Source organism: Microbacterium commune, from assembly GCF_014836945.1.
Classification (GTDB): Bacteria; Actinomycetota; Actinomycetes; order Actinomycetales; family Microbacteriaceae; genus Microbacterium; species Microbacterium commune.
Genome location: NZ_JACSPX010000001.1, coordinates 1,907,382 through 1,934,294 on the forward strand (window position 1 = coordinate 1,907,382; position 26,913 = coordinate 1,934,294).

The following is a 26,913-nucleotide window of genomic DNA, read 5'->3' on the forward strand; positions in this document are numbered from 1 at the left end:
AGCGGCTGCCGCCGGGGGCCTCGACGGTGATGGCGCCTCGGCGATCCTCAGGAACTACTTGACCTGGCTGGTGATGGTGCTCATCACCATGGTGTCGGCGAGCGTCGTCGTGTCGCCGACCTCGCGGCCCTCGGCGACGTCGCGCAGCAGACGCCGCATGATCTTGCCCGATCGGGTCTTCGGCAGCTCGTTCACGACGTACACATCGCGCGGACGGGCGATCGGGCCGATCTGCTCGCCGACCCAGCCGCGCAGCAGAGTCGCCAGGCCCTCCGGCGAATGCGCCTCGAGATAGCTCTGCTTGATGATCACGAAGGCGACCACCGCCTGGCCGGTGGTCTCATCCGACGCCCCCACGACGGCGGCCTCGGCGGTGGCCTCATGAGCGACCAGCGACGACTCGATCTCGGTCGTCGACAGGCGATGACCTGACACGTTCATCACATCGTCGACGCGGCCGAGCAGCCACAGATCGCCGTCCTCGTCCAGACGTGCGCCGTCACCGGCGAAGTAGTACCCCTTGTCCTTGAACTTGTCCCAGTAGGTCTCCTTGAATCGCTCCGGGTCGCCCCAGATGCCGCGCAGCATCGACGGCCATGGCTCGGTGATGACGAGCAGTCCGCCGTTGCCGTTGCCCACCTCGTTGCCGTCGTCGTCGGTGACGTCGATGGAGATGCCGGGGATGGGCACCTGGGCGGAACCGGGCTTGGCCGCGGTGATGCCGGGAAGAGGGGAGACCATGATCGCACCCGTCTCGGTCTGCCACCACGTGTCGACGATGGGGGTCCTGTCCGCGCCGATGACCTCGCGGTACCACATCCATGCCTCGGGGTTGATCGGCTCGCCCACCGAGCCGAGCAGGCGCAGGCTCGACAGGTCGAACTTCTGCGGGATCTGACGACCGAGCTTCATGAACGAGCGGATCGCCGTCGGCGCGGTGTAGAAGATCGTCACGCCGTACTTCTCGATCAGCTCCCACCACCGGCCGGGGTGCGGCGAGTCCGGCGTGCCCTCGAAGAGAACCTGGGTGGCGCCGTTGGCCAGCGGGCCGTACGCCACGTAGCTGTGCCCGGTGACCCAGCCGATGTCAGCCGTGCACCAGAAGACGTCGCTCTCAGGGTGCAGGTCGAAGACGTACTTGTGCGTGTAGGCGGCCTGCACCAGATACCCACCGGACGTGTGCAGGATGCCCTTCGGCTTTCCGGTCGTGCCCGACGTGTACAGGATGAACAGCGGGTTCTCGGCGGGGAAGGCCTGAGCCTCGTGCTCACCGGATGCCTGCGGCACGACATCGTGCCACCAGACGTCGCGCTCGTCATCCCAGTCGACCTCGTTGCCCCCGCGCCTGACGACGAGCACGTGCTCGACGGTCTGCTGCTCGCCTTCGCCATTGCGGTCGCTGAGTGCCTGATCGACGGCGGGCTTGAGGGCCGACACCTTTCCCTTGCGGTAGCCGCCGTCGGCGGTGATCACGAGCTTGGCTCCGGCGTCGTCGATCCGCGATCGCAGGCTGTCGGCGCTGAAGCCGCCGAACACGACCGAGTGGATGGCGCCGAGGCGAGCCACGGCGAGCATCGAGATGACGGCCTCGGGGATCATCGGCAGGTAGATGGCGACGCGGTCGCCCTGACCGACGCCGAGGTCCTGCAGCACGTTGGCGGCACGTTTCACCTCATCGGTGAGCTCGGCGTACGTGATGCGGCGCTCGTCGCCGGGCTCTCCCTCCCAGAGGATGGCCACCCGGTCGCCGTGACCTGCTTCCACGTGCCGGTCGAGGCAGTTGTATGCCACGTTGAGCTCGCCGTCGTCGAACCACTTCGCGAACGGCGGGTTCGACCAGTCGAGCACGCGCGTGAACGGCTTGTGCCAGTGGACACTCTCCCTGGCCTGCTCGCCCCAGAAGCCCTCGCGGTCAGCGGCGGCCCGCTCGTAGAGGGCGGGGTCGTCGATTGACTGAGCGACGAACTCCTCTGACGGCGGGAATCTGCGGGCCTCGTCGAGGAGGTGGTCGATCTGGCTGCTCATGCACTCGCTCCTTTGCGCGGTCGGGTGATCGTGCCGAGACACGACCGTGACACGGCGAATCTAGTCCCGGCGCAGGGCGCGGCCTACTGTCGAAAGTCGGTAGTGGCGGGGGTTTGCCGCATCTCGCGAGCGGTGCGTACACTGACCTCAGCCGATTCGTATACGGCTTCAGCGCGCCCGGGTGCCCCCCTCATCTCCGGGCCGCGCGTGGGCGGCACCTCATTCCCCCCGTGAGGTGCCGCCCGTCCGTCTGCGGACGCTCTGCCGCGCAGTCGTCTGCAGGGCCGGTCCGTCTGCACAGGGCAGGCCACGACGCAGTTGTGCACATCACGTGGGAATCCGGCCGCGCCGGACGCGGACGCCCGCCTAACGTCGTCGCATGCCCGAACCGTTCGTCTTCCGAGCCCGACAGCCCGACGCGCACGCCGAGCACGCCGTCGTCGACGTGGATCCTGCCCTGGGTGCGCTCGCCGAGCATGTGCGCGACGCCGCCGTGACGGACATCTTCGTCAACGGCGCGGACGGTCTCTACGTCGATCGAGGCCGCGGTGCCGAGCGAGTGCCGACGTGGCGCGCGTCGGAGCGCGAGGTGCGCGACCTCGCGGTCGCCCTCGTCGCCGCCGGTGGGCGCCACCTCGACGATCAGTCGCCCTGCGTCGACGTGCGGCTCCCCTCCGGCATCCGCGTGCATGCCGTCCTCGCTCCGGTCTCGGTCACCGGCACGGCGCTGTCGGTGCGCATCCCCCGCGTGCTCGGCGCCGACCTCGCCGCGCTCGCCGCCTCCGGAACATTCGGCGACGTGCAGCGCGTCTGGCTGGCGCGGCTGGTGCGCGAGCGGGCCAATGTGCTGATCACCGGCGGAACCGGCACGGGCAAGACCACGCTGCTCGCCGCACTGCTGTCCGAGGTGGGCGAGGGGGAGCGGATCGTCACCATCGAGGACGTCGCGGAGCTGCGCCCCCGGCATCCGCATCACATCTCGCTCGAAGCGCGCCAGGCGAACCTCGAAGGCGCCGGCCGCATCACGCTCGCGATGCTCGTTCGTGAGTCGCTGCGCATGCGGCCCGACCGGCTCGTCGTCGGGGAGTGTCGTGGCGAGGAGGTGCGCGAGCTGCTGACCGCGCTGAACACCGGCCACGACGGCGGCGCGGGAACGCTGCACGCCTCAGGGCTGGCCGACGTGCCGGCACGCATGGAGGCACTCGGCGCCCTCGCCGGGATGGACGCCACGGCCCTGGCTCGACAGGTGGTCAGCGCATTCACGGTGGTGCTGCATCTGGAGCGCGGCACGGACGGGCGGCGGCGCATCGCGCACGCCGGCAGATTCGCGCTGCGCGGCGATCGCCTGGCGATGGAGGAGGTGCAGCCGTGGTGAGGTGGGGGCGTCAGCGCCTGCACCAGAACGACCCGCAGCGGGCCGCTGCCGCGGTGCGCACGCTGGCCGTGCTGCTGCAGGCGGGAACCCGCCCGCACACCGCGTGGCGCCATCTCGCAGACACCGGCGACGCCGTCGCGGGTCGGATCGTCGCGCGGGTGGACGCCGGGGCCGAGCTCGTCGGCGCGATCGACGCGGAGAACGGGGTGTGGTCGGACGTCGCCGCCGCCTGGGAGATCGCGACCACCGTCGGTGCTCCGCTGGCCGACGTGCTGCGGGCGCTGTCGGAGTCTCTGCAGGATGCCGCCTCCGCCGCCGACGACGTGCGGGTCGCGCTTGCCGAGCCGACCGGGACCGCGCGACTGCTGCTCTGGCTGCCGTTCGCCGGACTGCTGCTGGGGTTCGCGCTCGGCTTCGACACGGTCGGCGTGCTGGTGAGCAACCCGTTCGGCATTGCCTGCGTCGTGCTCGGCACCGCTCTGGTTCTCGTTGCGCGCTGGTGGACCGGACGCATGGTCCGGGCCGCGCAGCCCGAGAGCGGCACCCCGGGCATGCACGCCGAACTGGTCGCGGTGGCGCTCGCCGGCGGCGTCGGCATCCCGCGGGCGCTGCGGCTCGTCGAGCACAGCCCGGCCGCGCTGTCGGACGATCGCAGCACCACGGACGCGGTGCTCGAGCTGTCGCGCTCCGCCGGAGTTCCGGCCGGCGAGCTGCTGCGCGCGAGCGCCGCGCAGCAGCGCCACGAGTCGCGTGTACGAGGGCGCGTGCGCGCGGCCAGGCTCTCTTCGCAGCTGCTGCTGCCCCTGGGTGCATGCACGCTGCCCGCATTCCTCCTGCTCGGGGTCGCGCCGCTCATGCTCAGCGTGCTCGCCTCCACGCCCCTGCACATCTGACACGTCGAGGGCGAGAGTCGCCCCGCACAAGAGAGAAGGAACACCATGACCGCACCCTGCACCGACCCGCTGCCCCCGCTCACCAGAAGCCGAGCGGCCGAGCTGTTCACCGACGAGACAGGAGCCGCCACCGCCGAATACGCGATCACGACGATGGCCGCCGTGGCCTTCGCCGGTCTGCTCGTGGTGATCATGCGCTCCGACGAGGTGAGGGGCATCCTCACCGACCTCGTCCGACGGGCGCTCACGGTCGCCTGATGCCACGCTCTTCTCGCGAGCTCGGCGGCGCCCGCGGGTCGGTCGCCGCCGAGCGCGCGGTCGCGCTGCCGGCGGCGCTCATCGCCATCGCGTTCGGTGTCGGGGCGCTCGCCGCCGCCGCGACGCAGGTCTCGCTGCAGGATGCCGCAGCGGACGCTGCCCGTCTGCTGGGGCGGGGCGAGACGTCTGCTCGAGCAGCCGCGGTGATCCGGGATGCCGTGGACGGCGCGTCATCGGCATCCCGGTCGGCGGGTGACCTCGTCTGCGTGACGGCATCCCTCGACATGCGCATCGGTCGGCTGATCTCGGTGCCGCTGAGCGCATCGAGCTGTGCCCTGGCCGGTGGGCTGTGACCTCCGCGCAGCCCTCCGCCCCGGGGCGGGAACGGTGTGCGGCATGAGCGGGACCGCGCTCGCCGCCGGCGTGGTCACGGTCGCGGCCGCCCTATCGCTCGGACTGGCTGCGGTGGGCGGCGCCGCCGTCACCGCGCAGCGCACGGCCGGAGCGGCCGACGCCGCAGCGCTCGCCGCAGCCGACGTCGTCTCCGGGGCCGTCATCACCGGGGAGGACGCCTGTGCTCTCGCGGCGCGGGTTGCGGAAGCATCCGGATCGCGACTCGTCTCGTGCGCGGTCGACGCCCTCACGGCGACGGTGGAGGTCAGTTCCGCGTACTCTGGACTGGTCGCCGTCGCCCGCGCCCGAGCGGGGCCGCCGAAAAGCTGAACGTGCGACGCCCCTCGCACCGCCCGCGCGTCAGCCCACTCGTCTGACGAGCTCTCGGCTCACGCCGGGATCGCGGTGTGTATGGTGTGCTTCGAAGAAAGGACGCCCCTTGGCACAAGGCAAGAAGCTCGTCATCGTCGAGTCCCCGACGAAGATGAGGTCGATCCAGGGATACCTCGGCGACGACTACGAAGTGCTCAGCTCTGTGGGCCACATCCGCGACCTCGCCGACAAGAAGGACATCCCCGCCGAGGACAAGAAGGCGTACGGCAAGTACTCGATCGACGTCGAGAACGGCTTCGACCCCTACTACGTGGTGTCCGATCGGAAGACGAAGACGGTCGCCGAGCTGCGTCGCGCGCTGAAGAGCGCCGACGAGGTGCTGCTCGCCACGGATGAGGACCGCGAAGGCGAGGCCATCGCCTGGCATCTGCTCGAGACGCTCAAGCCGAAGGTGCCGGTCAAGCGCATGGTCTTCCACGAGATCACCAAGGACGCCATCCAGGCCGCCGTGGGCAACACGCGCGAGCTCGACCTGGCCCTCGTCGACGCACAGGAGACCCGTCGCATCCTTGACCGCCTGTACGGGTGGGACGTCTCGCCGGTGCTCTGGTACAAGGTCAAGTCGGGTCTCTCTGCCGGGCGGGTGCAATCGGCCGCCACGCGCATGGTCGTCGAGCGCGAGCGCGAGCGGATGGCTTTCGTCTCGGCCGAGTACTGGGACGTCGAGGCGCAGGCGTCGTCGACCGGCGCCGCGTTCGGCGTGCGTCTCGTGCGCGTCGACGGCGGGCAGCTGGCCCGCGGAACCGACTTCGACGACACCGGAAAGCTCAAGAAGGCCGTCGTCGTGCTCTCCGAGGCCGACGCCGAGGCGCTCGCCGCCGCCGTCGACGCCGCGGGCACCGCGACCGTCGCCAAGGTCGAGGCGAAACCCGGCACCCGCAGCCCCTACGCGCCCTTCACCACGTCCACGCTTCAGCAGGAGGCCGGACGAAAGCTCTCGATGAGTGCCAAGCAGGCGATGAGCGTCGCCCAGCGACTCTACGAGAAGGGGTACATCACCTATATGCGCACCGACTCGGTCGCGCTGAGCACGCAGGCGATCCAGGCCGCGCGCAGCCAGGCGGTCGCGCTGTACGGCGACTCGGCGGTGCCGCTGAAGCCTCGCGTGTACAAGTCGAAGAGCAAGAACGCCCAGGAGGCGCACGAGGCGATCCGTCCGTCGGGTGAGACGTTTCGCACCCCGGCGTCGGTGTCCTCGGGGCTCGACCGCGAAGAGCAGCGCCTGTACGACCTGATCTGGAAGCGCACCGTCGCCAGCCAGATGTCGGATGCCAAGTACGAGACGACCACGATCACCCTCGAGACCGAGGCTGCCGGCAAGCGGGTCGAGTTCACCGCATCCGGAACGGTCTACACGTTCAAGGGCTTCCTCGAGGCGTACGAAGAGGGCCGCGACGAGAAGCGCAACGCGCAGGACTCGTCAGCCGACCAGTCGCTGCCGGCGGTCGCCGTCGGCGACGAACTGGCCATCGGCGAATCCGTCGCGAAGGGCCACCGCACCACACCGAAGCCGCGCTACACCGAGGCGTCGCTCGTGAAGGCCCTCGAAGAGCACGGCATCGGCCGGCCCTCGACCTTCGCCAGCATCATCGGCACCGTCATCGATCGCGGATATGCGACCAAGCGCGGCCAGGCGCTCGTGCCCACGTGGCTGGCGTTCAGCGTGGTCCGGCTGCTGGAGCAGCACTTCGCCGACCTCATCGACTACGACTTCACCGCGGCCCTCGAAGACGACCTCGACGCCATCGCCCGCGGCGAGCAGAACCGCGTCGAATGGCTGAAGTCCTTCTACTACGGCTCCGAGAATCAGGTGGGCCTGCGACAGGTCGTCGACAACCTCGGCGAGATCGACGCGCGAGCGCTGAACTCGACGCGGATCACCGATGATGCGACCCTGCGGTTCGGCAAATACGGTCCCTACCTCGAGGTCGTGGACCCGGCGAACCCCGAGGCCAAGCCGCGCATCGTCAACGTGCCCGAGGACCTGGCGCCCGACGAGCTCACCGCCGACAAGGCGCGCGAGCTGATCGACGCACCCGTGGCCGGCGACCGCGTGCTCGGCGAGAACCCCGAGAACGGCAAGATCATCGTCGTCAAGGACGGCCGCTTCGGTCCGTACGTGCAGGAGAACGATCCGGTCTCCGACGACGACTCCGTCGACGAGGCGACCGGCGAGGTCGTCGACAAGCCGAAGAAGAAGACCAAGAAGGACGCAGCTCCGAAGCCGCGCACCGCGTCGCTGTTCCGGTCGATGTCGGTCGACACGATCGACCTCGACACCGCGCTGCAGCTGCTCAGCCTGCCCCGTGTGGTCGGTGCCGACCCTGCCACCGGTGAGGAGATCACCGCGCAGAACGGTCGATTCGGGCCCTACCTGAAGAAGGGGACGGACTCGCGCTCGCTGGAGAGCGAGTCGCAGATCTTCGACGTCACGCTCGAGCAGGCGCTCGAGCTGTACGCGCAGCCGAAGTACGGCGGGCGCAAGGCATCCAGCGCGCTGAAGGAGTTCGAGGCCGATCCGGTCAGCGGCAAGCCGATCCGCATCCGTGACGGCCGCTTCGGCGCCTACGTCACCGACGGCGAGACCAACGTCACGATCCCGCGGGGTCAGACGCCCGATGACGTGACGTTCGAGATCGCGGTGCAGATGCTCGCCGACAAGCGCGCGAAGGGACCTGCGGCCAAGCGGGGCGCCAAGAAGGCACCTGCCAAGAAGGCACCTGCCAAGAAGGCACCCGCCAAGAAGTCGGCCGCGAAGAAGCCGGCGGCCGACAAGGCACCCGCGACGTCGGATGCCGAGAAGGCGGCTGCGCGTTCCGAGGCCGCGAAGAAGGCCGCGGCCACGCGCAAGGCGAACGCGATCGCGAAGGCGGATGCGGCGCGCGCAGCGGCCCGGGCAGGCTCGTGACCTCGGAACGGCCGGGACTGTGGATCACGCTGGAGGGCGGCGACGGCTCGGGCAAGACCACCCAGGCGGGCCTGCTCGCTGAGTGGATGCAGCAGCGCGGCCGCACCGTGCTGCGCACGCGCGAGCCCGGTGGCTCCGAGGTCGGCGTCCTGATCCGCGACATCGTGCTGCACCACCGCGGCGACATCGCGCCCCGGGCAGAGGCTCTGCTGTACGCCGCCGACCGCGCGCACCATGTCGCGACGGTCGTGCGACCTGCGCTGGCGCGCGGAGAGATCGTCATCCAGGATCGCTATCTCGACTCGTCCGTCGCCTATCAGGGTGCCGGACGTGTGCTCGACGCGATCGAGGTGCGCGACCTCTCGCTGTGGGCGACCGAAGGCGCGCTGCCGGATCTGACGGTGCTTCTCGACCTCGATCCGTCGACGGCGCGGCGCCGGCTGGACGCCGAGGACAAGCCGTTCGACCGCCTCGAGGCGGAGAGGGAGGACTTCCACGCCCGCGTGCGATCGGCCTATCTCGCGCTCGCCGCAGCCGAGCCGCAGCGGTTCCTGGTCGTCGACGCCTCGCTCGACCCCGACGACATCGCCGTGCTGATCCGGGCGCGCATGTCGGTGATCGTCTGAGCACGCAGGGCATCGGCCGATGTCGGCCCCGCGGATAGGCTGGAGAGCATGACCGCCCTCGCCACCGCGCCGTTCCCCTGGACGGACGTATGGGGGCAGGATGCCGCCGTGCAGACCCTCCGCCAGGCCGCAGCCGATCCGGCTTCGCTCTCGCACGCCTGGCTGATCACCGGCCCCCCGGGCTCAGGGCGCTCCACGCTGGCCTACGCGTTCGCCGCCGCGCTGATCGCTGAGGATCCGAGCGATGAGGCCACGATGCGTCAGGTGCTCGCGCGAACCCATCCCGATGTCACGGCTCTGCGCACCGACAAGGTGATCATCACCATCGCCGAGGCCCGCGCACTGGTCGAGCGGTCGTACTTCGCGCCGTCCGCCGGACGCTATCGGGTGATCATCGTCGAAGACGCCGACCGCATGGTCGAGCGCACGTCCAACGTGCTGCTGAAAGCCCTCGAAGAACCGCCGGAGAAGACGGTGTGGGTGCTGTGCGCGCCCAGCGAGGCAGACCTGCTGCCCACCATCCGCTCGCGCGTGCGGGCCCTGCGGCTGCGCGAGCCCGACGTCGACGATGTCGCCCGGCTCGTCGCCGCACGCACCGGGGTCGACCCCGCAGTCGCCGAGCAGGCCGCCAGACACGCGCAGCGCCACATTGGAATGGCGCAGCGGCTGGCGACCGACGATGACGCACGCCGACGACGTGACGAGACGCTGCGCGCCGTGCTCGGCGTTCGCGGAGTCAGCACGGCCGTCGAGGTGGCCGGGCGGATCATCCAGGCCGCGACCGACGACGCGAAGGCGCTCACCGCCGAGCGCGACGCCGCCGAGCGGGCCGCACTGCTGCGCACCGTGGGCATCGCCGAAGGGCAGGCCGTTCCGACCGCGCTGCGCGCGCAGATCAGCGCCCTCGAAGACGATCAGCGCAAGCGCGCGACGCGCAGCCTGCGCGACGGGATCGACCGGGTGCTCACCGACCTCCAGTCGCTGTACCGTGACGTCGTCATGCTGCAGTTCGGGCGCGGTGACGAGCTGATCAACCGCGAACTGCGCGATGAGCTCGACCGCATCGCAGACGCGTGGTCGGTCGAGCGCACCATCATCGTGCTGGATGCGGTGGCCGCCACCCGCGAATCCCTCGAGCGCAACGTCGCACCCCTCCTCGCCGTCGAGAGTCTTCTCGTGACGGTCTCCAGCGGAAGGACCCCGTGAACCGAATCGTCAGGTCTCGATCCCTGCGCCCGCTGCGGCGCGCGGCCGCTGTGCTGGCGGGTCTCGCCGCTGCGTCGCTCGTGCTCTCCGGATGCCTCTACGCGCAGATCCCGGACGCACCGACCTCCATCTCCCGAGACCCCGACGCATCCGGCGTGCCGGCCGAGCTGGAGCCGTACTACTCGCAGGCACTCGAGTGGGAGGCATGCGGAGCTCGGTTCGACTGCACCGAGGTCACGGCCCCGCGCGACTGGGAGGATCCGACGGCGGGCGACCTCACGCTCGCGCTGATCCGCCACCAGGCGACCGGAGAGTTCCAGGGGTCGCTTCTGATCAACCCGGGCGGCCCCGGCTCGAGCGCCTACGACTTCGTGGCACAGAGTCTGGAGTACGCCGTCGGCCCCGCCCTGATCGAGCGCTTCGACGTGATCGGCTTCGACCCGCGCGGCGTCGGCCGCTCGAGCGCGGTCGCCTGTCTCGACGCCGAGCAGATGGACGAGTACAACTACGGGGTGCTCGACGCTCCGCGAGACACCCCCGAGTGGGAGGCGGAGATCACCGCGCGCAACCAGCAGTACGCCGACGCGTGCAAGGCGAACAGCGACGGGCTGCTGCCCCACATCACGACGGTGAACTCGGCGCGCGACATGGATCTGATCCGAGCGGTGCTCGGCGACAAGACGCTGAACTACCTCGGCTACTCGTACGGCACCTTCCTCGGCGCCACCTACGCGAAGCTGTTCCCCGAACGCGCACAGCGGTTGGTGCTCGACGGGGCGATCGACCCGTCCGTGCCGGGGCTGGACGTCGGCACGACGCAGGCTGTCGGCTTCGAGTCGGCGCTGCGCGCCTACCTCTCCGACTGCGTCTCGACCGCCGAGTGCCCGTTCAACGGCTCGGTCGATGAGGGCATCGCCGACTTCCAGGCGCTGCTGGCGACGGTGGCTCGGACGCCGATCGAGAACGGCGACGGGCGGATGCTGACCGTCGACACGATGATCACCGGCGTGATCACGGCGATGTACAGCGAGCAGAGCTGGCCGTATCTCACTCAGGGTCTCACCGCCGTGCTGCAGGGTGACCCGTCGGTGCTCTTCGCGCTCGCCGACAGCTACAACGGGCGCGAGCCCGACGGCACCTACGCCGACAACTCCTCCGAGGCGTTCCGGGCCTACAACTGCATGGACTACCCCGTCGAGGACGACCCGGCCGCGGAGGCTGCGGCGATCGCGAAGATCGAGAAGCTCGCGCCGACGTTCGCCCCGTACTGGCAGGGCCCCGACCCGTGCGAGGTGTGGCCGTACCCGCCGGTCGGCGTGCGTGAGCCGATCGCCGCGACAGGCTCGGGGCCGATCGTCGTGGTCGGGACGACCAACGACCCGGCGACGCCCTACGAGTGGTCGGAGTCTCTCGCGCAGCAGCTCGAGAACGGGGTGCTCGTCACCCGAGTGGGGGAGGGGCACACCGGCTACAACAAGGGCAGCAGCTGTGTCGACGACGCGGTGGAGAGCTTCCTCATCGACGGGACGGTTCCCGACGACGGCCTGCGCTGCGAGTGAGCATCGGGCGGCGCCTGCCCGGTTTCGCGCGCGCCCGATCGTCGTAGTAGGATCGTTTCCTGTGCCGCAGTCAGCTGCGCACGCCACCTTAGCTCAGTGGTAGAGCATCCCACTCGTAATGGGAAGGCCGTCAGTTCGATCCTGACAGGTGGCTCAGGTCGGGCCCGGGATGCACAGCATCCCGGGCCCGCAGTCGTCTCCGTGGGAGCCAGCGATCAGATGATCGAACGGCCCTCGGATTTGGCCTGCTTCGCCTCCTTGACGAAGGCGCGCACGATCACGGTGAGCGTTCCCGTCACGATCACGGGCCACACCAGGAGGTAGGCGGTCAATGCGATGGGGGACATCTCCATCAGTTCCTCTCGTTCTCGGCCGACAGCCGCTTCTCGGTCTCGGTGAGCTGCAGCAGCTCCGTGTTGAGCTCGTCGGTGTCGACGGAGTCGAAATCGCCGGTGCGCTGCTTGATCAGGTCGAAGTCGAAGTCCGCCTTCCTGCTGGGCAGGGTCAGCCCGACGCACACGATCGTCGACACCGCGTAGGCGATCAGCGAGCCCGACAGCACCGGGTAGGTGTGCAGGAAGCCGATGGTGAACGGAGCGGATGCCAGCGTCGCCACCGTCGCGACGATCAGCGCCACGCGCTTGCCGAAGAAGCCGAAGGCCATCAGGCCCAGCACCACGCCGATGCCGATCGTCGAGAGCACGTCGGAGACGACTGCGACGGGCCCGGCCAGCTCGACCCACTCGAAGCGCACGGGCAGGAAGGCGGCGAGGGCCACCACCACCGAGACGGAGAACGCGAGGTTCGTGACGCGGTTCCAGTAGAAGCTGGCGATCACGGGGAACACCAGGGCACCCCAGAGCGCGCCGACGAACACGAGCAGGTCGAGGATGTTGAGCTGGCTTCCGGCGAAGAACAGGCCGGCTACCATCGCGACGATCATCGTGATGCGGCCGATCAGCACCATGGTCCGCGGGTTCGCCCGCTTCTTGCCTGCGACGTTCTGGCCGTAGATGTCGGCCATCACGATCGACGACAGGGCGGTGAGGTCGGCGTCGGCCGTCGAGGAGAGCGAACCGATGATCATCACGAAGAAGACGCACAGCAGCAGGGGCGACAGGTAGGTGGCGGCCATCTGCGGGATCAGGTTGTTCACGTCGCCGCCCACCGGCGTGATCCCGGCGTAGAGGGCGATGACGCCCAGCATGCCGATGCCGATGATCGTGGCTCCGTAGCCGAAGGTCGCGGTGACGAACGTCTTCTTGATCAGGTCCTCGCGCACGGCGAACAGACGCTGCGCGATGGTCTGGTTGCCGATCGCGTATGCCAGCACGGCGGCGATGTAGGGCGCACCCTGGTTGAAGAACGCGTCGGACGAGAAGAAGTCCGCCTGCTGAGGGGTGAGGTTCGACGCGCCCGTCTCGAACAGACTCGGTCCGCCGGCCGCGAAGAAGATGACCGGGATGATCACGATCACGGCGCCCAGCATCGCGCACACCTGCGCGAAGTCGGTGAGCACCGACGCGCGGAATCCCGACCACAGCGTGTAGAGCAGCACCCCCGCACCGATGGCCAGGATGCCCTGCCCGAACGTGAACGGCGAGAGCATCGAGATCAGCGCGCCGCCGGCGATGAGGTTCGAGGTGAGGCTGATGATGCTGCCGAGCACGTTGGAGCCGGCGAGCATGAGCTGACTGGAGCGGCCGTGGCGGGCGAACATCACCTCGGCGATGGTGTGCGCCTTGGGCGCCACCCGCCGGATGCGCCTGCCGAACGGGTAGATGAGCAAGATCATCAGAGCGCCCCAGAGCCCGTAGTGGATGGGGCCGGAGATGCCGTAGGTGTAGCCGGAAGTGGCTGAGGCGTACATCGACGCCGCCCAGATCCAGGTGGCGGTCATCGATGCGGCTGAGATGCCGAATCCGATCCTCCCGCCGCCGGTCATGTAGCCGTCGGCGTTCTCGGTGCGCTTGCGGATGCGCAGTGACATGTACAGGCTGCCGCCGAAGAACAGCAGCATGAGCAGGACCACGACGGGTCCGGCGAGGGTTTGCAGGTTTTCCACGTTTCTCTCTCTTGTCGAAGGGCCGGCGGCACTGCCGGGGGGCGGGAGAAGAGAGCGCTAACGGGACGGGAGGGTGGCCTTCAGAGGGCCGGTGAGCAGACGGACGGACGGAACGGGGGCGAAACGGATACTGGCCGGCATACGGTTTCTTCTCTCGGGGAGCACGCGCGCGGATGTCGCCCCCGCCGAGGAGCGACGCGCGCGTGCGCGGAAGGCCGAAGCCTCCCGCGAGCCGGAGAGAACGGGCGCTGCTCACGACGCAGGCGGTTCGTCGTGGCGCGCCCGCGAGCGGACCTCGGGTCCTCGGCGGGCGGGCGCTCGTCACCGGGCGGCAGCGCTGCGAGCGTGTCCGGCCCGCTTCTCCACGGTAGCAATCGCCCGGGGCAAGTCAAATGCGGGTCCCAGCGCATCACGGTACGGACGCCGCAGCGCCTGTCCGACGCGTACGCTCGGTGCATGACCAGGGCTCTTCTCATCGTGGATGTGCAGAACGATTTCACCGAGGGCGGTGCGCTCGCCGTCGCAGGTGGCGACGCGGTGGCCGCGGCGGTGTCAGCGCTGCTGGCCGAGCACGCCGCCGACTACGACGTCATCGTCGCGTCACGCGACTGGCACGATCCCGACAGCGACAACGGCGGGCACATCTCGACGCAGCCCGACTACGTCGGCACCTGGCCGACGCACTGCATCGCCGGAACGCAGGGTGCCCAATACGACCCCCTGCTCGACACTGCGGCCATCACCCACCATGTGCGCAAGGGCCAGGGCCTCCCGGCCTACTCGATGTTCGAGGGCGTGACCGACGGCGGGGAGCGCATGGCCGAGATCCTCACCGCGCACGGCGTGACCGACGCCGACGTGGTCGGCATCGCCACAGACCACTGCGTCCGAGCCTCCGCGCTGGACGCGATCGCGCACGGCATCCGGGTGCGGGTGCTCACCGATCTTGTCGCGGGCGTCGCGGAGGAGTCGAGCGCGGCCGCCCTGGCCGAGCTCGCGCACGCCGGCGCCGAACTCGCCCCCACCGGACGATGACCGAGCGCTGCGCACTGCTGCTGCGGGCGGTGAACGTCTCGGGGGCGAACCGGGTGCCGATGGCCGAGCTGAGAGCGCTGCTGTCTGGGCGCGGCGGCCTGCGGAACGTGGCGACCTACATCGCGAGCGGCAACATCATCTGCGATGCGCCCGACGACCTGGCCGTCGCGTGCGCGAGTGTGCGGGCGCTCGTCGCCGATGAATTCGGCGTCGACACCCCGGTGATCGCCCGCACGCACGATCAGCTCGTACGGGCCGAGCGCGACGATCCGTTCCCCGACGCCGCGCTCGACAGGATGGTCCACGCGATGTTCCTCGAGGGCGATGCCGCTCCCGGAGCCGTCGCGCAGCTCACCGACCGGCTGCAGCAGGGTGAGCGCATCGCGCTCGTCGGGCGTGAGCTGTGGATCGACTACGGTCAGGGCGGCGTCGCGTCGAGCAAGCTCACGCGGGCGGTGCTCGATCGTGCCCTGGGCACCGCGGGCACGGCCCGCAACCGCAATACGGTGCGCACGCTGGTGCAGCTGACCGCGCCCACCGTCAGCGCATGACAGAGCCGGGGACGGATGCACCGCCCCCGGCTCTGCGAGCTGCCTGATTCAGCTGTCGACGTCGACCCGAACCACGCCGAGTTCGGCGTCGAGCTCGACCTCGACGTCGGTGCGGTCGCCACCGAGCAGCTCGACCTCGTAGACGGCCCCGGAGGAGCTGGTCGACAGCGCGTGGAAGGCCGTCTCGGTCGCGCCCTCATCGCGGGCGGCCGACTGGGCAGCGGCGAGGATGTCGCCGAGCTGAGCGAGGTCGATCAGCGGATCGTCACCGTCGTCGTCGCTCGCGTCGTCCCTCCCGCGCTCGCGCACGGCGCCCTCGGCGGTGACGAACAGGTCGACGCCAGTGCCGTCGGCCAGGCGGGCGTCGATGTCGTACCCGCCGCGCTCGACCTCGATCGAGGTGATGCCCTCGGCGGACGCGTGCTCGATCGCGGTCTCCGCGGCCGTGCGCAGCGCCGCAGCATTCACGGGGACGGACACCGCGCCGGCGTCACCGGGCTGAGCGTCATCGTCTCGGCGGTCATCGTCAGAGCCATTCCCGGGCCGGCCCCCGCGCTCGTCCGCGTCGCGGGAGCCGGGTGCATGGATGCCGGGCCGGTCGTCGTCGTCATCGGCCACGGCGGCGCCGATGGCGAAGGCGCCGCCGCCGAAGGCGAGCAGTGCGAGGGCGGCACCGGCACCGATCAGGATCCGGCGATTGCGGCTGCGTGCGGGGCTCTTCACCTCGGACGGGGCGTCGGCGGCCGGCGAGCCTGCGGGCGCGGGCGCGACGGCGTCGTCGAGGCGCTCGGTGGGAGCCTCGACAGCCGCGCCGGCCGGGTGGTCCGCGTCGCGGCCTGCTGGGTCGTCGGAGGGGGCAGGGGTCTTCTCGTCGTTGTCCATGTCTCCACTGTGCTCTGCGGGCGGTGAAGCGCTCCTGAAGCCGCCTGAAGACGCGTTCAGGCTTCGGCGGACCGGGGGAGGGCCAGAGTCATCAGCGCCCCTCCGGAGGGGGCGTCGGATGCGGTGACCTCGCCGCCGTGCGCCAGAGCGATCTCCCGCACGATGGCGAGTCCGAGGCCGCTGCCGCCGGCATCCCTCGCTCGCGCCTCGTCGAGCCGCACGAAGCGGTCGAAGATGTGCTCGCGCTGCTCGACCGGGATCCCCGTCCCGTCATCCTCGACCTGCAGCAGCACTCTCTCGCCCTGCTCGACCACGCGGATGGACACCCGCTCGCGGGCATGCCGAGCCGCGTTGTCGGCGAGGTTGCGCGCCGCACGAGCCAGCAGCGCTGCGTTCCCGACGACGCGGCCGGGCCCGATCCCGCTGGCGTCGACGGCGATTCCCATGCCACGCAGCCGCTGCACCTCGGCCAGGGCGATGTCGTCGACATCGGTCGGCGCCACGGGGGCGTCGCGGCCCTCGTCGAGCCGGGCCAGCAGCAGCAGTCCTTCGACGAGCTCCTGCATCCGCCCACCTTCGTCGAGCACGACGCGACTCAGGGCAGGCAGAGAACTCGCCTCCGGATGCGCTGCCGCCAGCTCCGCGTGCTGGCGGATCGTCGCCAGGGGCGAGCGCAGCTCGTGCGACGCGTCGCTGACGAACCGGCGCTGCGTGATCTGCGAGTGCTCCAGACGGTCCAGCATCCGATTCATCGTCCGGGCCAGCGCACCCAGCTCGTCGTCTCGCGCGGCGTCCACCCGTCGGTCGAGGCCTGCCGCGTCGATGGCATCCACCTGCCGGCGCAGCCGCTCGACGGGAGCGAGCGCGCGGGTCGCCACCACCCACATCACCAGCCCGACGAGGCCCAGCACGAGCGGCACGGCGACCGCCAGCAGCACGGCAGACGCCGACACCGCCTCCTCGACGCCGTCGAGCGGTCGCGCCACGGTGAGCGTGCCGCGATCGGTCTGCTCGCTGACGGCGAGGTAGGGATCTCCGTCGACCTCGATGCGCTGGGCGCGGTCATCTCGCACGACGGGCAGGGCGCGGGCGTCGTCGTCGTTCGTCTGATCCGGGGCCGGCCCTGCGGTGTCGTCCTCGTCGCGCTCGCCGCCGTGGTCATCGCCGACGTCCTGCAGCCGCACGAGGACATCGTCGTCGATGGCATCCACGCGCCCGGGGCCGCGCTCGAGCTGCGCGGAGATCGTGTCGACGTCCTGTCGGACGGACGCTGCGACGCTGTCCGTCAACGTGGCCCGCAGCACCTGCACGGCCGCGAACGAGCCGGCGATCAGCGCGACGGCGACGACCAGCAGCGCGCCGATGGTGAGGCGAGAGCGGATGGAGCGCAGCGGGGAGGTCATGCCCTGGCATCCCGCCCCGTCAGGCGATAGCCCGCGCCACGGACGGTCTGGATGCTCTCCCGGCCGAACGGGCGGTCGACCTTCGCGCGCAGATGCCCGATGTAGACCTCGACGATGTTCGCATCCCCGTCGAAATCGGCACCCCACACGTTCGTGATGATCTCGGCCTTCGTCACCACCTCGTCACGGCGGCGCATCAGGAAGTCGAGCACCGCGAGTTCCCGGGCGGTGAGGGTGACCTCGGTCTCGCCGCGGAAGACCCGGCGAGCGGCAGGGTCGAGACGCAGGTCGCTCGCCTCCAGCACGGCGGGACGCTCGCGCACTCCGCGGCGGACCAGCGCCCGCAGCCGGGCGACGAGCACGGGGTACGAGAAGGGCTTGGTGAGCCAGTCGTCGCCGCCGGTGTCGAGCCCCTCGACCTCATCCCACTCGCCGTCCTTCGCCGTGAGGAAGAGCACCGGCGTCCAATCGCCCTCGGCGCGCAGCGCCTGGCACACCCGGTATCCGCTCATCCCCGGCATCATCACATCGAGCACGATCGCGTCGTAGTCGTCGTCACGTGCCCTGGCGAGGCCGTCGACGCCGTTGTGCGCGACGTCGACGACCATGCCCTCGGCCTCCAGCCCACGACGGACGCCGTCGGCGAGGCGCACTTCGTCATCGACGATCAGGATCCGCATGCTCACAGTCTGGCGGCTGGATCCTGAAGCGCGGCTGAAGCGCGCAGCCGGGAATCAGGCGTGCTGCTCGCGGTGCGTGCCCTCGCCGATCTCCTCGACGACCTTCGCGCAGAACGCGGGCAGGTCATCGGGGGTGCGACTGGAGACCAGACCCGCGTCGACCACGACCTCCTCGTCGACCCACGTCGCCCCGGCGTTGCGCAGGTCGGTCGCGAGACTGGGGTAGCTGGTGAGGGTGCGGCCGTCGACGACGTCAGCCTCGATGAGGATCCACGCGCCGTGGCAGATCACGCCGACCGGCTTGTGCTGCTCGAAGAATGCGCGGGCGAGATCGATGGAGGCGCGATCCATGCGCAGGTGGTCGGCGTTCACGACGCCGCCGGGCAGCACCAGGGCGTCGAAGTCGTCGGCCGATGCGGCGCCCGCGGCGAGGTCGACCGGCTGGGCATGACCGTTCTTGCCGGTGATCTCGCCGGACTCGGGCGACACCATGGTCGCCGTGCCGCCGGCGTCGGTCACCGCCCGCCACGGCTCGGTCAGTTCGCTGTCTTCGAAGCCGTCGGTTGCGAGGAAGGCGACCTTCGCGTCGGAGATGCTCGTCATCATGCGTCCTTTCGATCGGGGATGGTGGTGCCACTCTGCGACGGGGCGGCGCATCCTCGGCAGGGGATGGCGAGGCGCGGCGACGCGTGATACGCCCGCAGGTGCCTACGCTGGACGGATGTCCGTGTCGTCGCATCCGCTGCCCGCGACGATCGCCCATGCCGTTGAGCATGAGCTCATGATCCGCAAGTCGCGGTTCCTGACCCTGGTGGCTCCGGTGGACGCGCCCGAGGCGGCTGACGCGGTGATCGCCGATGTGAGAAGGCGGTACTGGGATGCCAGGCACAACTGCAGTGCGCAGGTGACCGGGCTGCACGGCGATCGCGCACGGTCGTCCGATGACGGAGAGCCGTCGGGGACGGCGGGGATCCCGATGCTGGAGGTGCTGCGGCGTCGGGAGCTGACCGATGTCGTCGCCGTGGTGACGCGCTATTTCGGCGGCATCAAGCTGGGGGCAGGCGGTCTCGTGCGCGCCTACTCGTCTGCGGTCTCCGAGACGCTCGATCTCGCGGCCCTGGTCGACCGGCGGGTGCTGGATCAGGTGCGCCTGGCTGCTGCGCACGCGGATGCCGGACGTTTCGACAACCTGCTCCGCGACTGGGCGGCACGCAGTGGTGCCGTGCTCGGGGAGACCACCTATGCGGCGTCGGCGGAGTTCGAGGTGTGGGCGCCGGCATCGGCGGTGCCGGCTCTGCAGGCGGAGGTCGCCGCGCTGTCCGCGGGAGCGGTGGCGGCGGTCGGGACCGGCGTGCAGCGGGTGATCGACGTGCCGCGCTGAGCGACGCGGGCCGAATCAGCCGCGGAGGGCGGTGAGCACGGCCTCCGACAGCGGCGGCCAGGCCTCGGACGCCCATGGCCCGAAGTCCCGATCGGCGAGCGCGACGCAGGCCGCCTGCGCCCGCGGGTCCACCCACAGGAACGTGCCGCTCTGCCCGAAGTGGCCGAACGTCTCAGCGGAGTTGGCCGTCGACGTCCAATGCGGCGATTTGCCGTCGCGCAGTTCGAACCCGAGCCCCCAGTCGTTCGGCCGCTGCACCCCGTAGCCGGGCAGCACCCCGTCGAGTCCGGGGAACGCGACGGTCGTCGCGAGTGCCAGCGTCTGCGGGGCGAGCAAGGCGGGACGCTGCAGTTCGGCGGCGAAGCGCGCGAGGTCGGCCGCGGTGGATTCGGCACCCGCGCCGGCTGACCCGGTCAGCCTTGTCGACGTCATGCCGAGCGGCGCGAACACCGCTTCGTGGATGTAGGTGGCGAACGGGATCTCGGCGCGCTCCTCGAGCGTCTGAGCGAGCACGTCGAAGCCGCGGTTGGAGTAGATCCGGCGGGTTCCCGGCTCGGCTCGCACCCGGTCTTCGGAGAAATCGAGTCCGGAGGTGTGGGCGAGCAGGTGGCGCACGGTCGATCCGGGAGGGCCCGCCGGGTCATCGAGGTCGAAGACGCCCTCCTCGACGGCGACCAGCGCGGCGTATGCGGTGAGCGGCTTGGTGACGGATGCCAGACGGTAGACCCGATCGAGGTCGCCGCGCGATCCGACGACGTCGCCGTCGGCGCCGATCACGGCAACCGCCGCGTGGTCGACGGGCCAGCTGTCGACCTGGATCAGCGCGTCGTCGATGGCTGTCATGCGCCCTCCCGGATGTCGTGCACTGTGCGTCTCTCGCATGGAGAGCGCGATGGCATCCTCCCACACCGGCTCCGTTCGCCGCCGGTGCAGTCGAAGGTATGCCTGGAACTGAAGGCGTTCTCAACGGAGAACACGAGGCCTTCCTCGATCCGAGATGCAGTTCGGGGGACGCTCCGCAAGTACGCGCAATTTGCGGGCTTCATCGAGTCTGACTGAGCTATGCGGCGCGAACGACTGTCGCACCGCGTGAGCCGAGGACAGGTTTCCGCCGGGATCTCCGTCTTCGGTATCCCGGCGGAATCACGCGATCCCAGTGCCTGACTGGTGGGCCCCGTGGGGCTCGAACCCACGACCCGCGGATTAAAAGTCCGATGCTCTGCCAACTGAGCTAGAGGCCCGTGCCTCAAGTCTAGAGGCCGTCGAACCGGGTCCTGACCGCCCGGTTCGTACGCACGAAGAGGCGCCCGTCGACTCATGGTCGACGGGCGCCTCTGATCAGCCTGCGGATCCCTACCGGGCTGATCTCACCGCGTCACTCCTGCACGGTGTCCGGTCGGTCACTGAGCTGGCGGCATCAGGACCGAGTCGATGAGGTACACGGTGGCGTTGGCGGTCTGCACGCCGCCGCAGATGACGTTCGCGTCGTTCACCATCCACTCGTCGCCCGAGCCGGTGACCTCGAGGTCGGCGCCCTGAACGGTCGTGTGCATGCCCTCGATGTCGGACGGCGCGATCTGGCCGGGGACGACGTGGTAGGTCAGGATCGACGTGAGCGTGTCGGCGTCGGTCTTCAGGCTCTCGATCGTCGCTGCGTCGATCTTGGCGAAGGCGTCGTCAACCGGCGCGAAGACGGTGAACTCGTCGCCGTTGAGCGTGTCGACGAGGTTGACGTCGGGGTTCAGCTGTCCGCTCACAGCCGAGACGAGGGTCGTGAGCAGCGGGTTGTTCGACGCCGCGACGGCGACCGGGTCCTGCGACATGCCCTCGATCGAGCCGCCGCCGTCCGGAACCTGCTCGGCGTAGGCCTCACAGCCGGGGCCGACGAGATTCGCCGCGGGGTCCATGGTCTCAGGAGCGTCGGACGTCTCGGACGTCTCGGCCGGCATCGGCTCCGACGATTCCATGTCCGACTCGCCTCCCATCGTGCAGCCCGACAGGACGAGGGCGCCGACGAAACCGAGCGAGAGAGCGGCGGTGATCTTCTTCTTGGTGCTGAGCATTTCAACCTCCGGAGTTCGGTGCCGCGGACCTCCCGCGGCGTCGACGGTTGTTCGGAACCCCTCCGAGATCGGATGGGAATCAATCCGATTCGATTCTCAGACCCGAAGAATCTGTGACGGATGGCGGGTCACACTCACGCGCGAGAGGAGGGATGGGGCATGCTTGTCGAGATGGTTATCGATGGCGTCGAGGTGGTCGAGGACGGGTCGTCCGGCGATCTTGCCGCCGACCTCATCATTCGCGTCGCCGACGGTGACCAGCGCGCCTTCGCGGAGCTCTACGATCTGCTCTCCCCGCGGGTGTTCGCTCTCATCCTCAAGGTCGTGGTGAACCGATCGCAGAGCGAGGAAGTGCTGCAGGAGGTCTTCCTCGAGATCTGGCAATCCGCTTCGAAGTTCGCTCCGAACAGAGGTCAGGGCCGTTCCTGGATCTTCACGATCGCACACCGCCGGGCCGTCGACCGGGTGCGATCGTCGCAGTCCAGCACCGATCGCGACATGCGCGTCGGCGTTCGCGACCTCGGCGGTGAACGGGACGTGGTGCAGGAGGCGGTCGAATCGAAGCTGGAGGGCGAGCGCGTGGTCGCCGCTCTCTCGGCGCTGCCCGAGGCCCAGCAGGAGGCGCTGATCCTGGCCTACTACGGCGGCTACAGCCAGAGCGAGATCGCGGCACTCACCGGAGTGGCGCTGGGAACGATCAAAACGAGAATGCGGGACGGACTGACGCGGTTGCGCGGGGAGATGGGGGTGTCAGGAGCATGAATGAGCAGGAATTCGCGGAGCTCGCGGCCGCCCACGCCCTCGGGGCCCTGGGCGAGACCGACGAACGGCGATTCGCTGAGGCGCTCGCCGAGCATCCCGAGTGGCAGGCCATCGCCGACGACGACCACGACACGGTCGCGATCCTCGCCGGCGGGCTTGCTCCGGTCGCACCGCCGCAGGCGCTGCGCTCGACGCTGCTGCAGCAGATCGCCTCGCTGCCGCAGGACGGCGGGACGACTCCGACACATCCGGATGATGCTGCTGTCGGCGACGACGCGGGATCCAGGGCGACCGGTGCGTCGGCCCCCGCGGGAGCGCCGTGGCGGCGCAGGATCTTCGCGCTCGCCGCGGGGCTCGCGCTGATCGTCGGCGCCGGTGTGGCGACCACGACCGTGGTCTCTCGGCTGCAGCGGCCGGCATCCGTGGTCGCGCTGGACGAGATCCGCTCGGCCCCGGATGCTGAGCAGGTGGAGGTGCAGCTCGAATCCGGCGGCACGGCGACCGCGCACTGGTCCGGCGCGGTCGGCAAGGCGGTGCTGGTGGCATCCGGCCTCGACGATCTCGGTGCGGACAAGAGCTACGAGCTGTGGTTCGTCCGCGGCGAGCAGCCCATCGCGGCCGGCGTCTTCGACGCAGACGGCGGCACGGCCACTGCTCTGCTCGATGTGCCCATGCATGCGGGCGATGTCATCGCGGTGACGGTGGAGCAGGCCGGTGGGTCGCCGTCCGGCCTGCCGACGACCGATCCGATCATCGTCATCCCGACCGCCTGATCCGACCGGGCATCCGGGTTTCGATGGCCCGGCCGCCGCATGGCGGGCGTAGCCTTGACGGATGCCCGAGCAGTTCCACCGCCCCGTCCGCAGGCCGCCCGCGGCCTTCGACAACATCGTCGGCGAAGCCGACCCGGCCGAGCAGTCGCGCGTCGCCCACGCCACCGCATCCGCTCTGCTCGAGCGCGCGCGCAGCGACGAATCGGGTGCCGTCACCTCACGGCTGCTCGCGTTCGCGGCCGAGAACGGCATCGACGAGATCGCCGAGCTCTGGTCGCACGCTCCCGCGCGCTCGCTGCCCGGAGCCCTGTGGCGGCTGTACCTGCTGCAGATCGCTGTCCGCTCCGACGCACCGCTGACCGCGCTGCTCTACGAGCGCGGGCGCGTCGAACTGCACACCGCCGATGCGGCCATCGCCGGTGCTCCGGCTCCCGCCGATCCGGGTGAGCTGGTCGATCTCGTCGACGCGATCCTGCGGGGCGTGTTCCGAGGCGACTTCTCGGTCGCACTCGAGCGCGCCGCCGCGTACTGCCGGGTGCAGGCATCCGGTGCGACCCACGCGGCAGACGACTACGAGCCGACCGAGCCGCAGCGGTCGAGCGATCTCACGCGGCGGGCGCTGCGGTTGACCGCCTACGCCGAGGATCTGGCGGCCTCCGCCGCCGCATGGCGTCGCGGCATGCTGACCTGACGCAGAAGAAAAGCCGGACCGCAAGAACGCCTCTCGGCGGAAGGCCGCTCGCAGCGGCGAATATTGGAGCCCGGGGTTATGCGGCCCGGCCGATCAAGTGTAACGCGTCAGCGGCACGGGTATTCCCGTCGCCGTAGGCTGTGCACATGGCCCAGCGCTTCGCCCTCATGATCGCCCCCGCCGACGCAGCTGACGACCGTGCGGACTTCCGCGACACGTTCACGCCGATGGATGTCACCGCGCCCGCGCTCAGCGTGGGCGAGCTCAGCACGCAGCGCGGCGACGGCGTGTTCGAGTCGATCGGGGTCGTCGACGGGCATGCGAACGAGGTCGAGGCGCACGTGCAGCGCCTCGCGCACTCCGCCCGCCTGTGCGATCTGCCTGCACCGAACCTGGCGCAGTGGCGTCAGGCGATCGAGGTCGTCGCGGCCCAGGCTCCGGCGGGCGAGGCCGTGGTCAAGCTCATCCTCAGCCGGGGCGTCGAGCACGGGCCGGCACCGACGGCGTGGGCGACCGTGGCGGCGGCCCCCGATTTCCGGGCTGTGCGGCGCAACGGAATCACGGTCGTCACCCTCGATCGGGGCTATGACCTCGGTGCGGGGGAGCGCGCGCCATGGCTGCTGCTCGGCGCGAAGACGCTGTCGTACGCGGTGAACATGGCTGCGCTGCGCGAAGCCAGGCGGCGCGGCGCCGACGACGCGATCTTCGTCACCCGCGACGGGTACGTGCTCGAGGCGCCGACCGCGTCGCTGATCATCCGCGCGGGCGGGGATTTCCTCACGCCGGCGCCGGCGGGCGGCATCCTGCACGGGACCACCCAGCTCAGCGTGTTCGAGTACCTCGAGTCCCACGGGCGCACCACCCGCTATGAGACCCTGACCGCCTCCGACCTGACGAAGGCCGATGCGGCATGGCTCGTGTCGAGCATCCGCCTCGCTGCGCCGATCACGGCTGTCGACGGCGCGCCCCTGGCATCCGACCCCGACCTGACCGCCGAGCTGAACACGTTCCTGCTCTCGCCGCGCTGACGCCCGTCGTGAGCGACGGATCCGAAGACGCGACAGCGGCCTCGGTCACCCGAATCGACCTGAGACGTAGTCCTCGGTGGCCTGCGCGGCGGGCGTGGTGAAGATCGTGGCGGTGTCGTCGAACTCGATCAGCTTGCCGGGCTGGCCGGTGCCGGCGATGTTGAAGAACGCCGTCTTGTCCGACACCCGGCTGGCCTGCTGCATGTTGTGGGTCACGATCACGATCGTGTACTCGTTCTTGAGGTCCTGGATGAGCTCTTCGATCGCGAAGGTCGAGATCGGGTCGAGGGCCGAGCACGGCTCGTCCATCAGCAGCACCTCGGGCGAGACGGCGATCGCACGCGCGATGCACAGTCGCTGCTGCTGACCGCCCGACAGGCCCGAACCGGGCTTGTCGAGGCGGTCCTTGACCTCGTTCCAGAGGTTCGCGCCCATCAGCGACTTCTCGACGAGCGCATCCTGGTCGCTCTTCGACATCTTGCCGTTGTTGAGCTTCACGCCGGCGAGCACGTTCTCCTTGATCGACATCGTCGGGAACGGGTTCGGACGCTGGAACACCATGCCCACCTGACGGCGCACGAGCACCGGGTCGACGCCCGCGCCGTAGAGGTCCTTGCCGTCGAGCAGCACCTCGCCCTCGACGCGCGCGCCGGGGATGACTTCGTGCATGCGGTTCAGCGTGCGCAGGAACGTGGACTTGCCGCAGCCGGACGGGCCGATGAACGCCGTCACGCTGCGCGGCTGGATCTCGAGGGAGACGCCCTCCACGGCGAGGAAGTCGCCGTAGTAGACGTTGAGGTCGTTGACTTCGATGCTCTTGGACATATCGGGTTCCTTGGGATTCGGGTGCGACTCAGCGGCCGGCGGTCTTCGGGGCGAACCACTTGGCGATCAGGCGCGCGAGCAGGTTCAGCAGCATGACGATGAGGATGAGGGTGAGCGCGCCCGCCCAGGCGCGGGCCACCGAGGCGTCGGCCGCGGTGCCCTGGTTCATGTACGAGTTGTAGACGAACACCGGCAGCGTCATCATCTGAGAGTTCACGAGGTTCGTGTTGAGGCTGGCGGTGAAGCCTGCGGTGAGCAGCAGCGGGGCGGTCTCGCCGATGACGCGCGAGATGGCGAGCATGACCGAGGTCGTGATGCCGGCGATCGAGGTGGGCAGCACGATCTTCAGGATCGTGAGCCACTTCGGCACGCCGAGCGCGTACGACGCCTCGCGCAGCTCGTTCGGGACGATGCGCAGCAGCTCCTCGCTGCCGCGGACGACCACCGGAACCATGAGCACGGCGAGGGCCAGGGCGCCCATGAGGCCCATCGAGATCCCGGGCCGCACGAGCAGGGCGAACACGGAGTAGATGAACAGACCGGCCACGATCGACGGGATGCCCGTCATCACGTCGACGAGGAAGGTGATGCCCTTGGCGATGCGGCCGCGGCCGTACTCCACGAGGTAGATCGAGGTCATCAGACCCACCGGCACGGCGATCACGGTCGCGGTGAGCGTGACGAGCACCGTGCCCCAGATGGCGTGCACGATTCCGCCGCCCTCCCCGACGATGTTGCGCATCGAGTAGCTGAAGAACTCGGCGTCGAAGCGGCTGACGCCGTTGGTGACGACCGTCCACAGCAGGGAGATCAGGGGCAGCAGGGCGACGACGAACGCGGCGCTCACCAGCGCCGTCATCAGCCGGTCGACGGCTTTGCGACGGCTCTCCGCGATCGAGGAGACGACGGTGATGAGCACCATGTAGATCAGCACGCCGACGATGGCCGCGCCGGCGATGTTGAAGTCCGCAGGGTCGCCGCCGATCGCGCCGAGGGCGAACACGGTGAACGAGGTGGCGAGGGATGCCCCGAGCAGAGCCCACGGGGCCCACGGGGCGAGCCGGCCGGCGGTGAGCGAGGAGGAGGGGCGCGCGGTGCCGGGCGTGGTCGTGTCGGTGCGCTGCAGAGACGTGGTCAT

At 69.9% G+C, this 26,913-nt stretch carries 27 protein-coding genes and 2 tRNA genes; 17 read left to right on the top strand and 12 right to left on the bottom strand.

The genetic code is table 11. From position 1 onward, the window contains the following. Window positions 1–54: 54 nt before the first annotated feature. Entirely contained in the window at window positions 55–2,025 is a 1,971-nt protein-coding gene (acs, locus tag H9633_RS08890) for an acetate--CoA ligase (RefSeq protein WP_191712824.1), read from the bottom strand. A gap of 379 nt (window positions 2,026–2,404) precedes the next feature. On the opposite strand from acs, the gene H9633_RS08895 reads away from it, so the two are divergent. The 10 genes from H9633_RS08895 (at window position 2,405) to H9633_RS08940 (ending at window position 11,790) form a co-directional block, all read left to right on the top strand. After that, entirely contained in the window at window positions 2,405–3,400 is a 996-nt protein-coding gene (locus tag H9633_RS08895; protein WP_191712825.1) for a TadA family conjugal transfer-associated ATPase, read from the top strand. Beyond that, entirely contained in the window at window positions 3,394–4,293 is a 900-nt protein-coding gene (locus H9633_RS08900; protein ID WP_318247241.1) for a type II secretion system F family protein, read from the top strand. Before H9633_RS08895 ends, H9633_RS08900 begins: the two co-directional genes overlap by 7 nt. A gap of 45 nt (window positions 4,294–4,338) precedes the next feature. Continuing rightward, window positions 4,339–4,551 (top strand): DUF4244 domain-containing protein, encoded by a 213-nt coding sequence (locus H9633_RS08905; RefSeq protein ID WP_071643739.1) that lies wholly within the window; start codon window positions 4,339–4,341, stop codon window positions 4,549–4,551. Next, complete coding sequence (locus H9633_RS08910) at window positions 4,551–4,904, top strand: TadE family type IV pilus minor pilin (protein ID WP_191712826.1); 354 nt, start codon at window positions 4,551–4,553, stop codon at window positions 4,902–4,904. Before H9633_RS08905 ends, H9633_RS08910 begins: the two co-directional genes overlap by 1 nt. Window positions 4,905–4,947: 43 nt before the next feature. Beyond that, on the top strand, window positions 4,948–5,274 hold the full coding sequence (locus tag H9633_RS08915) for an Rv3654c family TadE-like protein (RefSeq protein ID WP_191712827.1): 327 nt from the start codon (window positions 4,948–4,950) through the stop codon (window positions 5,272–5,274). Between the two features lie 109 nt (window positions 5,275–5,383). Next, a complete protein-coding gene (gene topA, locus H9633_RS08920) occupies window positions 5,384–8,245 on the top strand; it encodes a type I DNA topoisomerase (protein ID WP_191712828.1) in 2,862 nt (953 codons plus the stop codon). Beyond that, complete coding sequence (tmk, locus tag H9633_RS08925; protein ID WP_191712829.1) at window positions 8,242–8,871, top strand: dTMP kinase; 630 nt, start codon at window positions 8,242–8,244, stop codon at window positions 8,869–8,871. The genes topA and tmk overlap by 4 nt, the downstream gene beginning before the upstream one ends. Before the next feature lie 48 nt (window positions 8,872–8,919). Beyond that, complete coding sequence (locus H9633_RS08930; protein WP_071643730.1) at window positions 8,920–10,077, top strand: DNA polymerase III subunit delta'; 1,158 nt, start codon at window positions 8,920–8,922, stop codon at window positions 10,075–10,077. After that, window positions 10,074–11,636, top strand: coding sequence for an alpha/beta hydrolase (locus tag H9633_RS08935; RefSeq protein WP_191712830.1), 1,563 nt, complete (start codon window positions 10,074–10,076; stop codon window positions 11,634–11,636). The genes H9633_RS08930 and H9633_RS08935 overlap by 4 nt, the downstream gene beginning before the upstream one ends. A gap of 82 nt (window positions 11,637–11,718) precedes the next feature. Further along, window positions 11,719–11,790 (top strand) — tRNA-Thr (locus H9633_RS08940). 61 nt (window positions 11,791–11,851) lie between these two features. Here the strand turns inward: H9633_RS08940 and H9633_RS08945 are convergent. Further along, a complete protein-coding gene (locus tag H9633_RS08945) occupies window positions 11,852–11,989 on the bottom strand; it encodes a putative transporter small subunit (RefSeq protein WP_177243842.1) in 138 nt (45 codons plus the stop codon). Beyond that, a complete protein-coding gene (locus H9633_RS08950) occupies window positions 11,989–13,656 on the bottom strand; it encodes a sodium:solute symporter family protein (protein WP_071643856.1) in 1,668 nt (555 codons plus the stop codon). Before H9633_RS08950 ends, H9633_RS08945 begins: the two co-directional genes overlap by 1 nt. Before the next feature lie 501 nt (window positions 13,657–14,157). Here H9633_RS08950 and H9633_RS08955 point away from each other — a divergent pair. Both H9633_RS08955 and H9633_RS08960 read left to right on the top strand, forming a co-directional pair. Then, on the top strand, window positions 14,158–14,736 hold the full coding sequence (locus H9633_RS08955; RefSeq protein ID WP_191712831.1) for an isochorismatase family protein: 579 nt from the start codon (window positions 14,158–14,160) through the stop codon (window positions 14,734–14,736). Then, on the top strand, window positions 14,733–15,287 hold the full coding sequence (locus H9633_RS08960) for a DUF1697 domain-containing protein (RefSeq protein ID WP_191712832.1): 555 nt from the start codon (window positions 14,733–14,735) through the stop codon (window positions 15,285–15,287). The genes H9633_RS08955 and H9633_RS08960 overlap by 4 nt, the downstream gene beginning before the upstream one ends. A gap of 48 nt (window positions 15,288–15,335) precedes the next feature. On the opposite strand, the gene H9633_RS08965 is transcribed toward H9633_RS08960, so the two are convergent. Genes H9633_RS08965 through H9633_RS08980 form a run of 4 tightly spaced genes read right to left on the bottom strand, consistent with a single transcriptional unit; the run spans window position 15,336 to window position 18,855 of the window. After that, window positions 15,336–16,169 (bottom strand): hypothetical protein, encoded by an 834-nt coding sequence (locus tag H9633_RS08965; RefSeq protein ID WP_191712833.1) that lies wholly within the window; start codon window positions 16,167–16,169, stop codon window positions 15,336–15,338. A gap of 56 nt (window positions 16,170–16,225) precedes the next feature. Beyond that, on the bottom strand, window positions 16,226–17,572 hold the full coding sequence (locus H9633_RS08970) for a sensor histidine kinase (RefSeq protein WP_191712834.1): 1,347 nt from the start codon (window positions 17,570–17,572) through the stop codon (window positions 16,226–16,228). Further along, window positions 17,569–18,252, bottom strand: coding sequence for a response regulator transcription factor (locus tag H9633_RS08975; RefSeq protein WP_071643718.1), 684 nt, complete (start codon window positions 18,250–18,252; stop codon window positions 17,569–17,571). The genes H9633_RS08970 and H9633_RS08975 overlap by 4 nt, the downstream gene beginning before the upstream one ends. Window positions 18,253–18,306: 54 nt before the next feature. Then, window positions 18,307–18,855 (bottom strand): type 1 glutamine amidotransferase domain-containing protein, encoded by a 549-nt coding sequence (locus H9633_RS08980; protein ID WP_071643854.1) that lies wholly within the window; start codon window positions 18,853–18,855, stop codon window positions 18,307–18,309. A gap of 118 nt (window positions 18,856–18,973) precedes the next feature. Here H9633_RS08980 and H9633_RS08985 point away from each other — a divergent pair, with 118 nt between their 5' ends. Then, window positions 18,974–19,633, top strand: a complete 660-nt coding sequence (locus H9633_RS08985; protein WP_191712835.1) for an IMPACT family protein — start codon at window positions 18,974–18,976, stop codon at window positions 19,631–19,633. A 15-nt stretch (window positions 19,634–19,648) separates the two neighbouring features. Here H9633_RS08985 and H9633_RS08990 read toward each other — a convergent pair whose 3' ends face one another. From H9633_RS08990 to H9633_RS09000, 3 genes are all read right to left on the bottom strand, one after another. Further along, a complete protein-coding gene (locus tag H9633_RS08990) occupies window positions 19,649–20,476 on the bottom strand; it encodes a serine hydrolase domain-containing protein (protein WP_191712836.1) in 828 nt (275 codons plus the stop codon). A 322-nt stretch (window positions 20,477–20,798) separates the two neighbouring features. Beyond that, window positions 20,799–20,874 (bottom strand) — tRNA-Lys (locus H9633_RS08995). Between the two features lie 159 nt (window positions 20,875–21,033). Beyond that, window positions 21,034–21,696 (bottom strand): fasciclin domain-containing protein, encoded by a 663-nt coding sequence (locus H9633_RS09000; protein ID WP_191712837.1) that lies wholly within the window; start codon window positions 21,694–21,696, stop codon window positions 21,034–21,036. Between the two features lie 171 nt (window positions 21,697–21,867). Between H9633_RS09000 and sigK the strand changes: the two genes are divergently transcribed. The 4 genes from sigK to H9633_RS09020 all read left to right on the top strand — a co-directional run bounded on the left by sigK (window position 21,868) and on the right by H9633_RS09020 (window position 24,950). Then, on the top strand, window positions 21,868–22,458 hold the full coding sequence (gene sigK / locus H9633_RS09005; RefSeq protein ID WP_225211069.1) for an ECF RNA polymerase sigma factor SigK: 591 nt from the start codon (window positions 21,868–21,870) through the stop codon (window positions 22,456–22,458). Beyond that, window positions 22,455–23,231 (top strand): anti-sigma factor, encoded by a 777-nt coding sequence (locus tag H9633_RS09010; RefSeq protein ID WP_191712839.1) that lies wholly within the window; start codon window positions 22,455–22,457, stop codon window positions 23,229–23,231. Before sigK ends, H9633_RS09010 begins: the two co-directional genes overlap by 4 nt. Window positions 23,232–23,292: 61 nt before the next feature. After that, the gene (locus H9633_RS09015) at window positions 23,293–23,922 is read left to right on the top strand and encodes a DNA-directed RNA polymerase subunit beta (protein WP_071642681.1); all 630 of its coding nucleotides are present in this window, start codon (window positions 23,293–23,295) and stop codon (window positions 23,920–23,922) included. 146 nt (window positions 23,923–24,068) lie between these two features. Further along, a complete protein-coding gene (locus tag H9633_RS09020; RefSeq protein WP_191712840.1) occupies window positions 24,069–24,950 on the top strand; it encodes an aminodeoxychorismate lyase in 882 nt (293 codons plus the stop codon). Window positions 24,951–24,995: 45 nt separating this feature from the next. Here the strand turns inward: H9633_RS09020 and pstB are convergent, their stop codons facing one another. Next, window positions 24,996–25,775, bottom strand: coding sequence for a phosphate ABC transporter ATP-binding protein PstB (pstB, locus tag H9633_RS09025; protein WP_071642677.1), 780 nt, complete (start codon window positions 25,773–25,775; stop codon window positions 24,996–24,998). Window positions 25,776–25,803: 28 nt separating this feature from the next. After that, entirely contained in the window at window positions 25,804–26,913 is a 1,110-nt protein-coding gene (pstA, locus tag H9633_RS09030; protein ID WP_071642675.1) for a phosphate ABC transporter permease PstA, read from the bottom strand.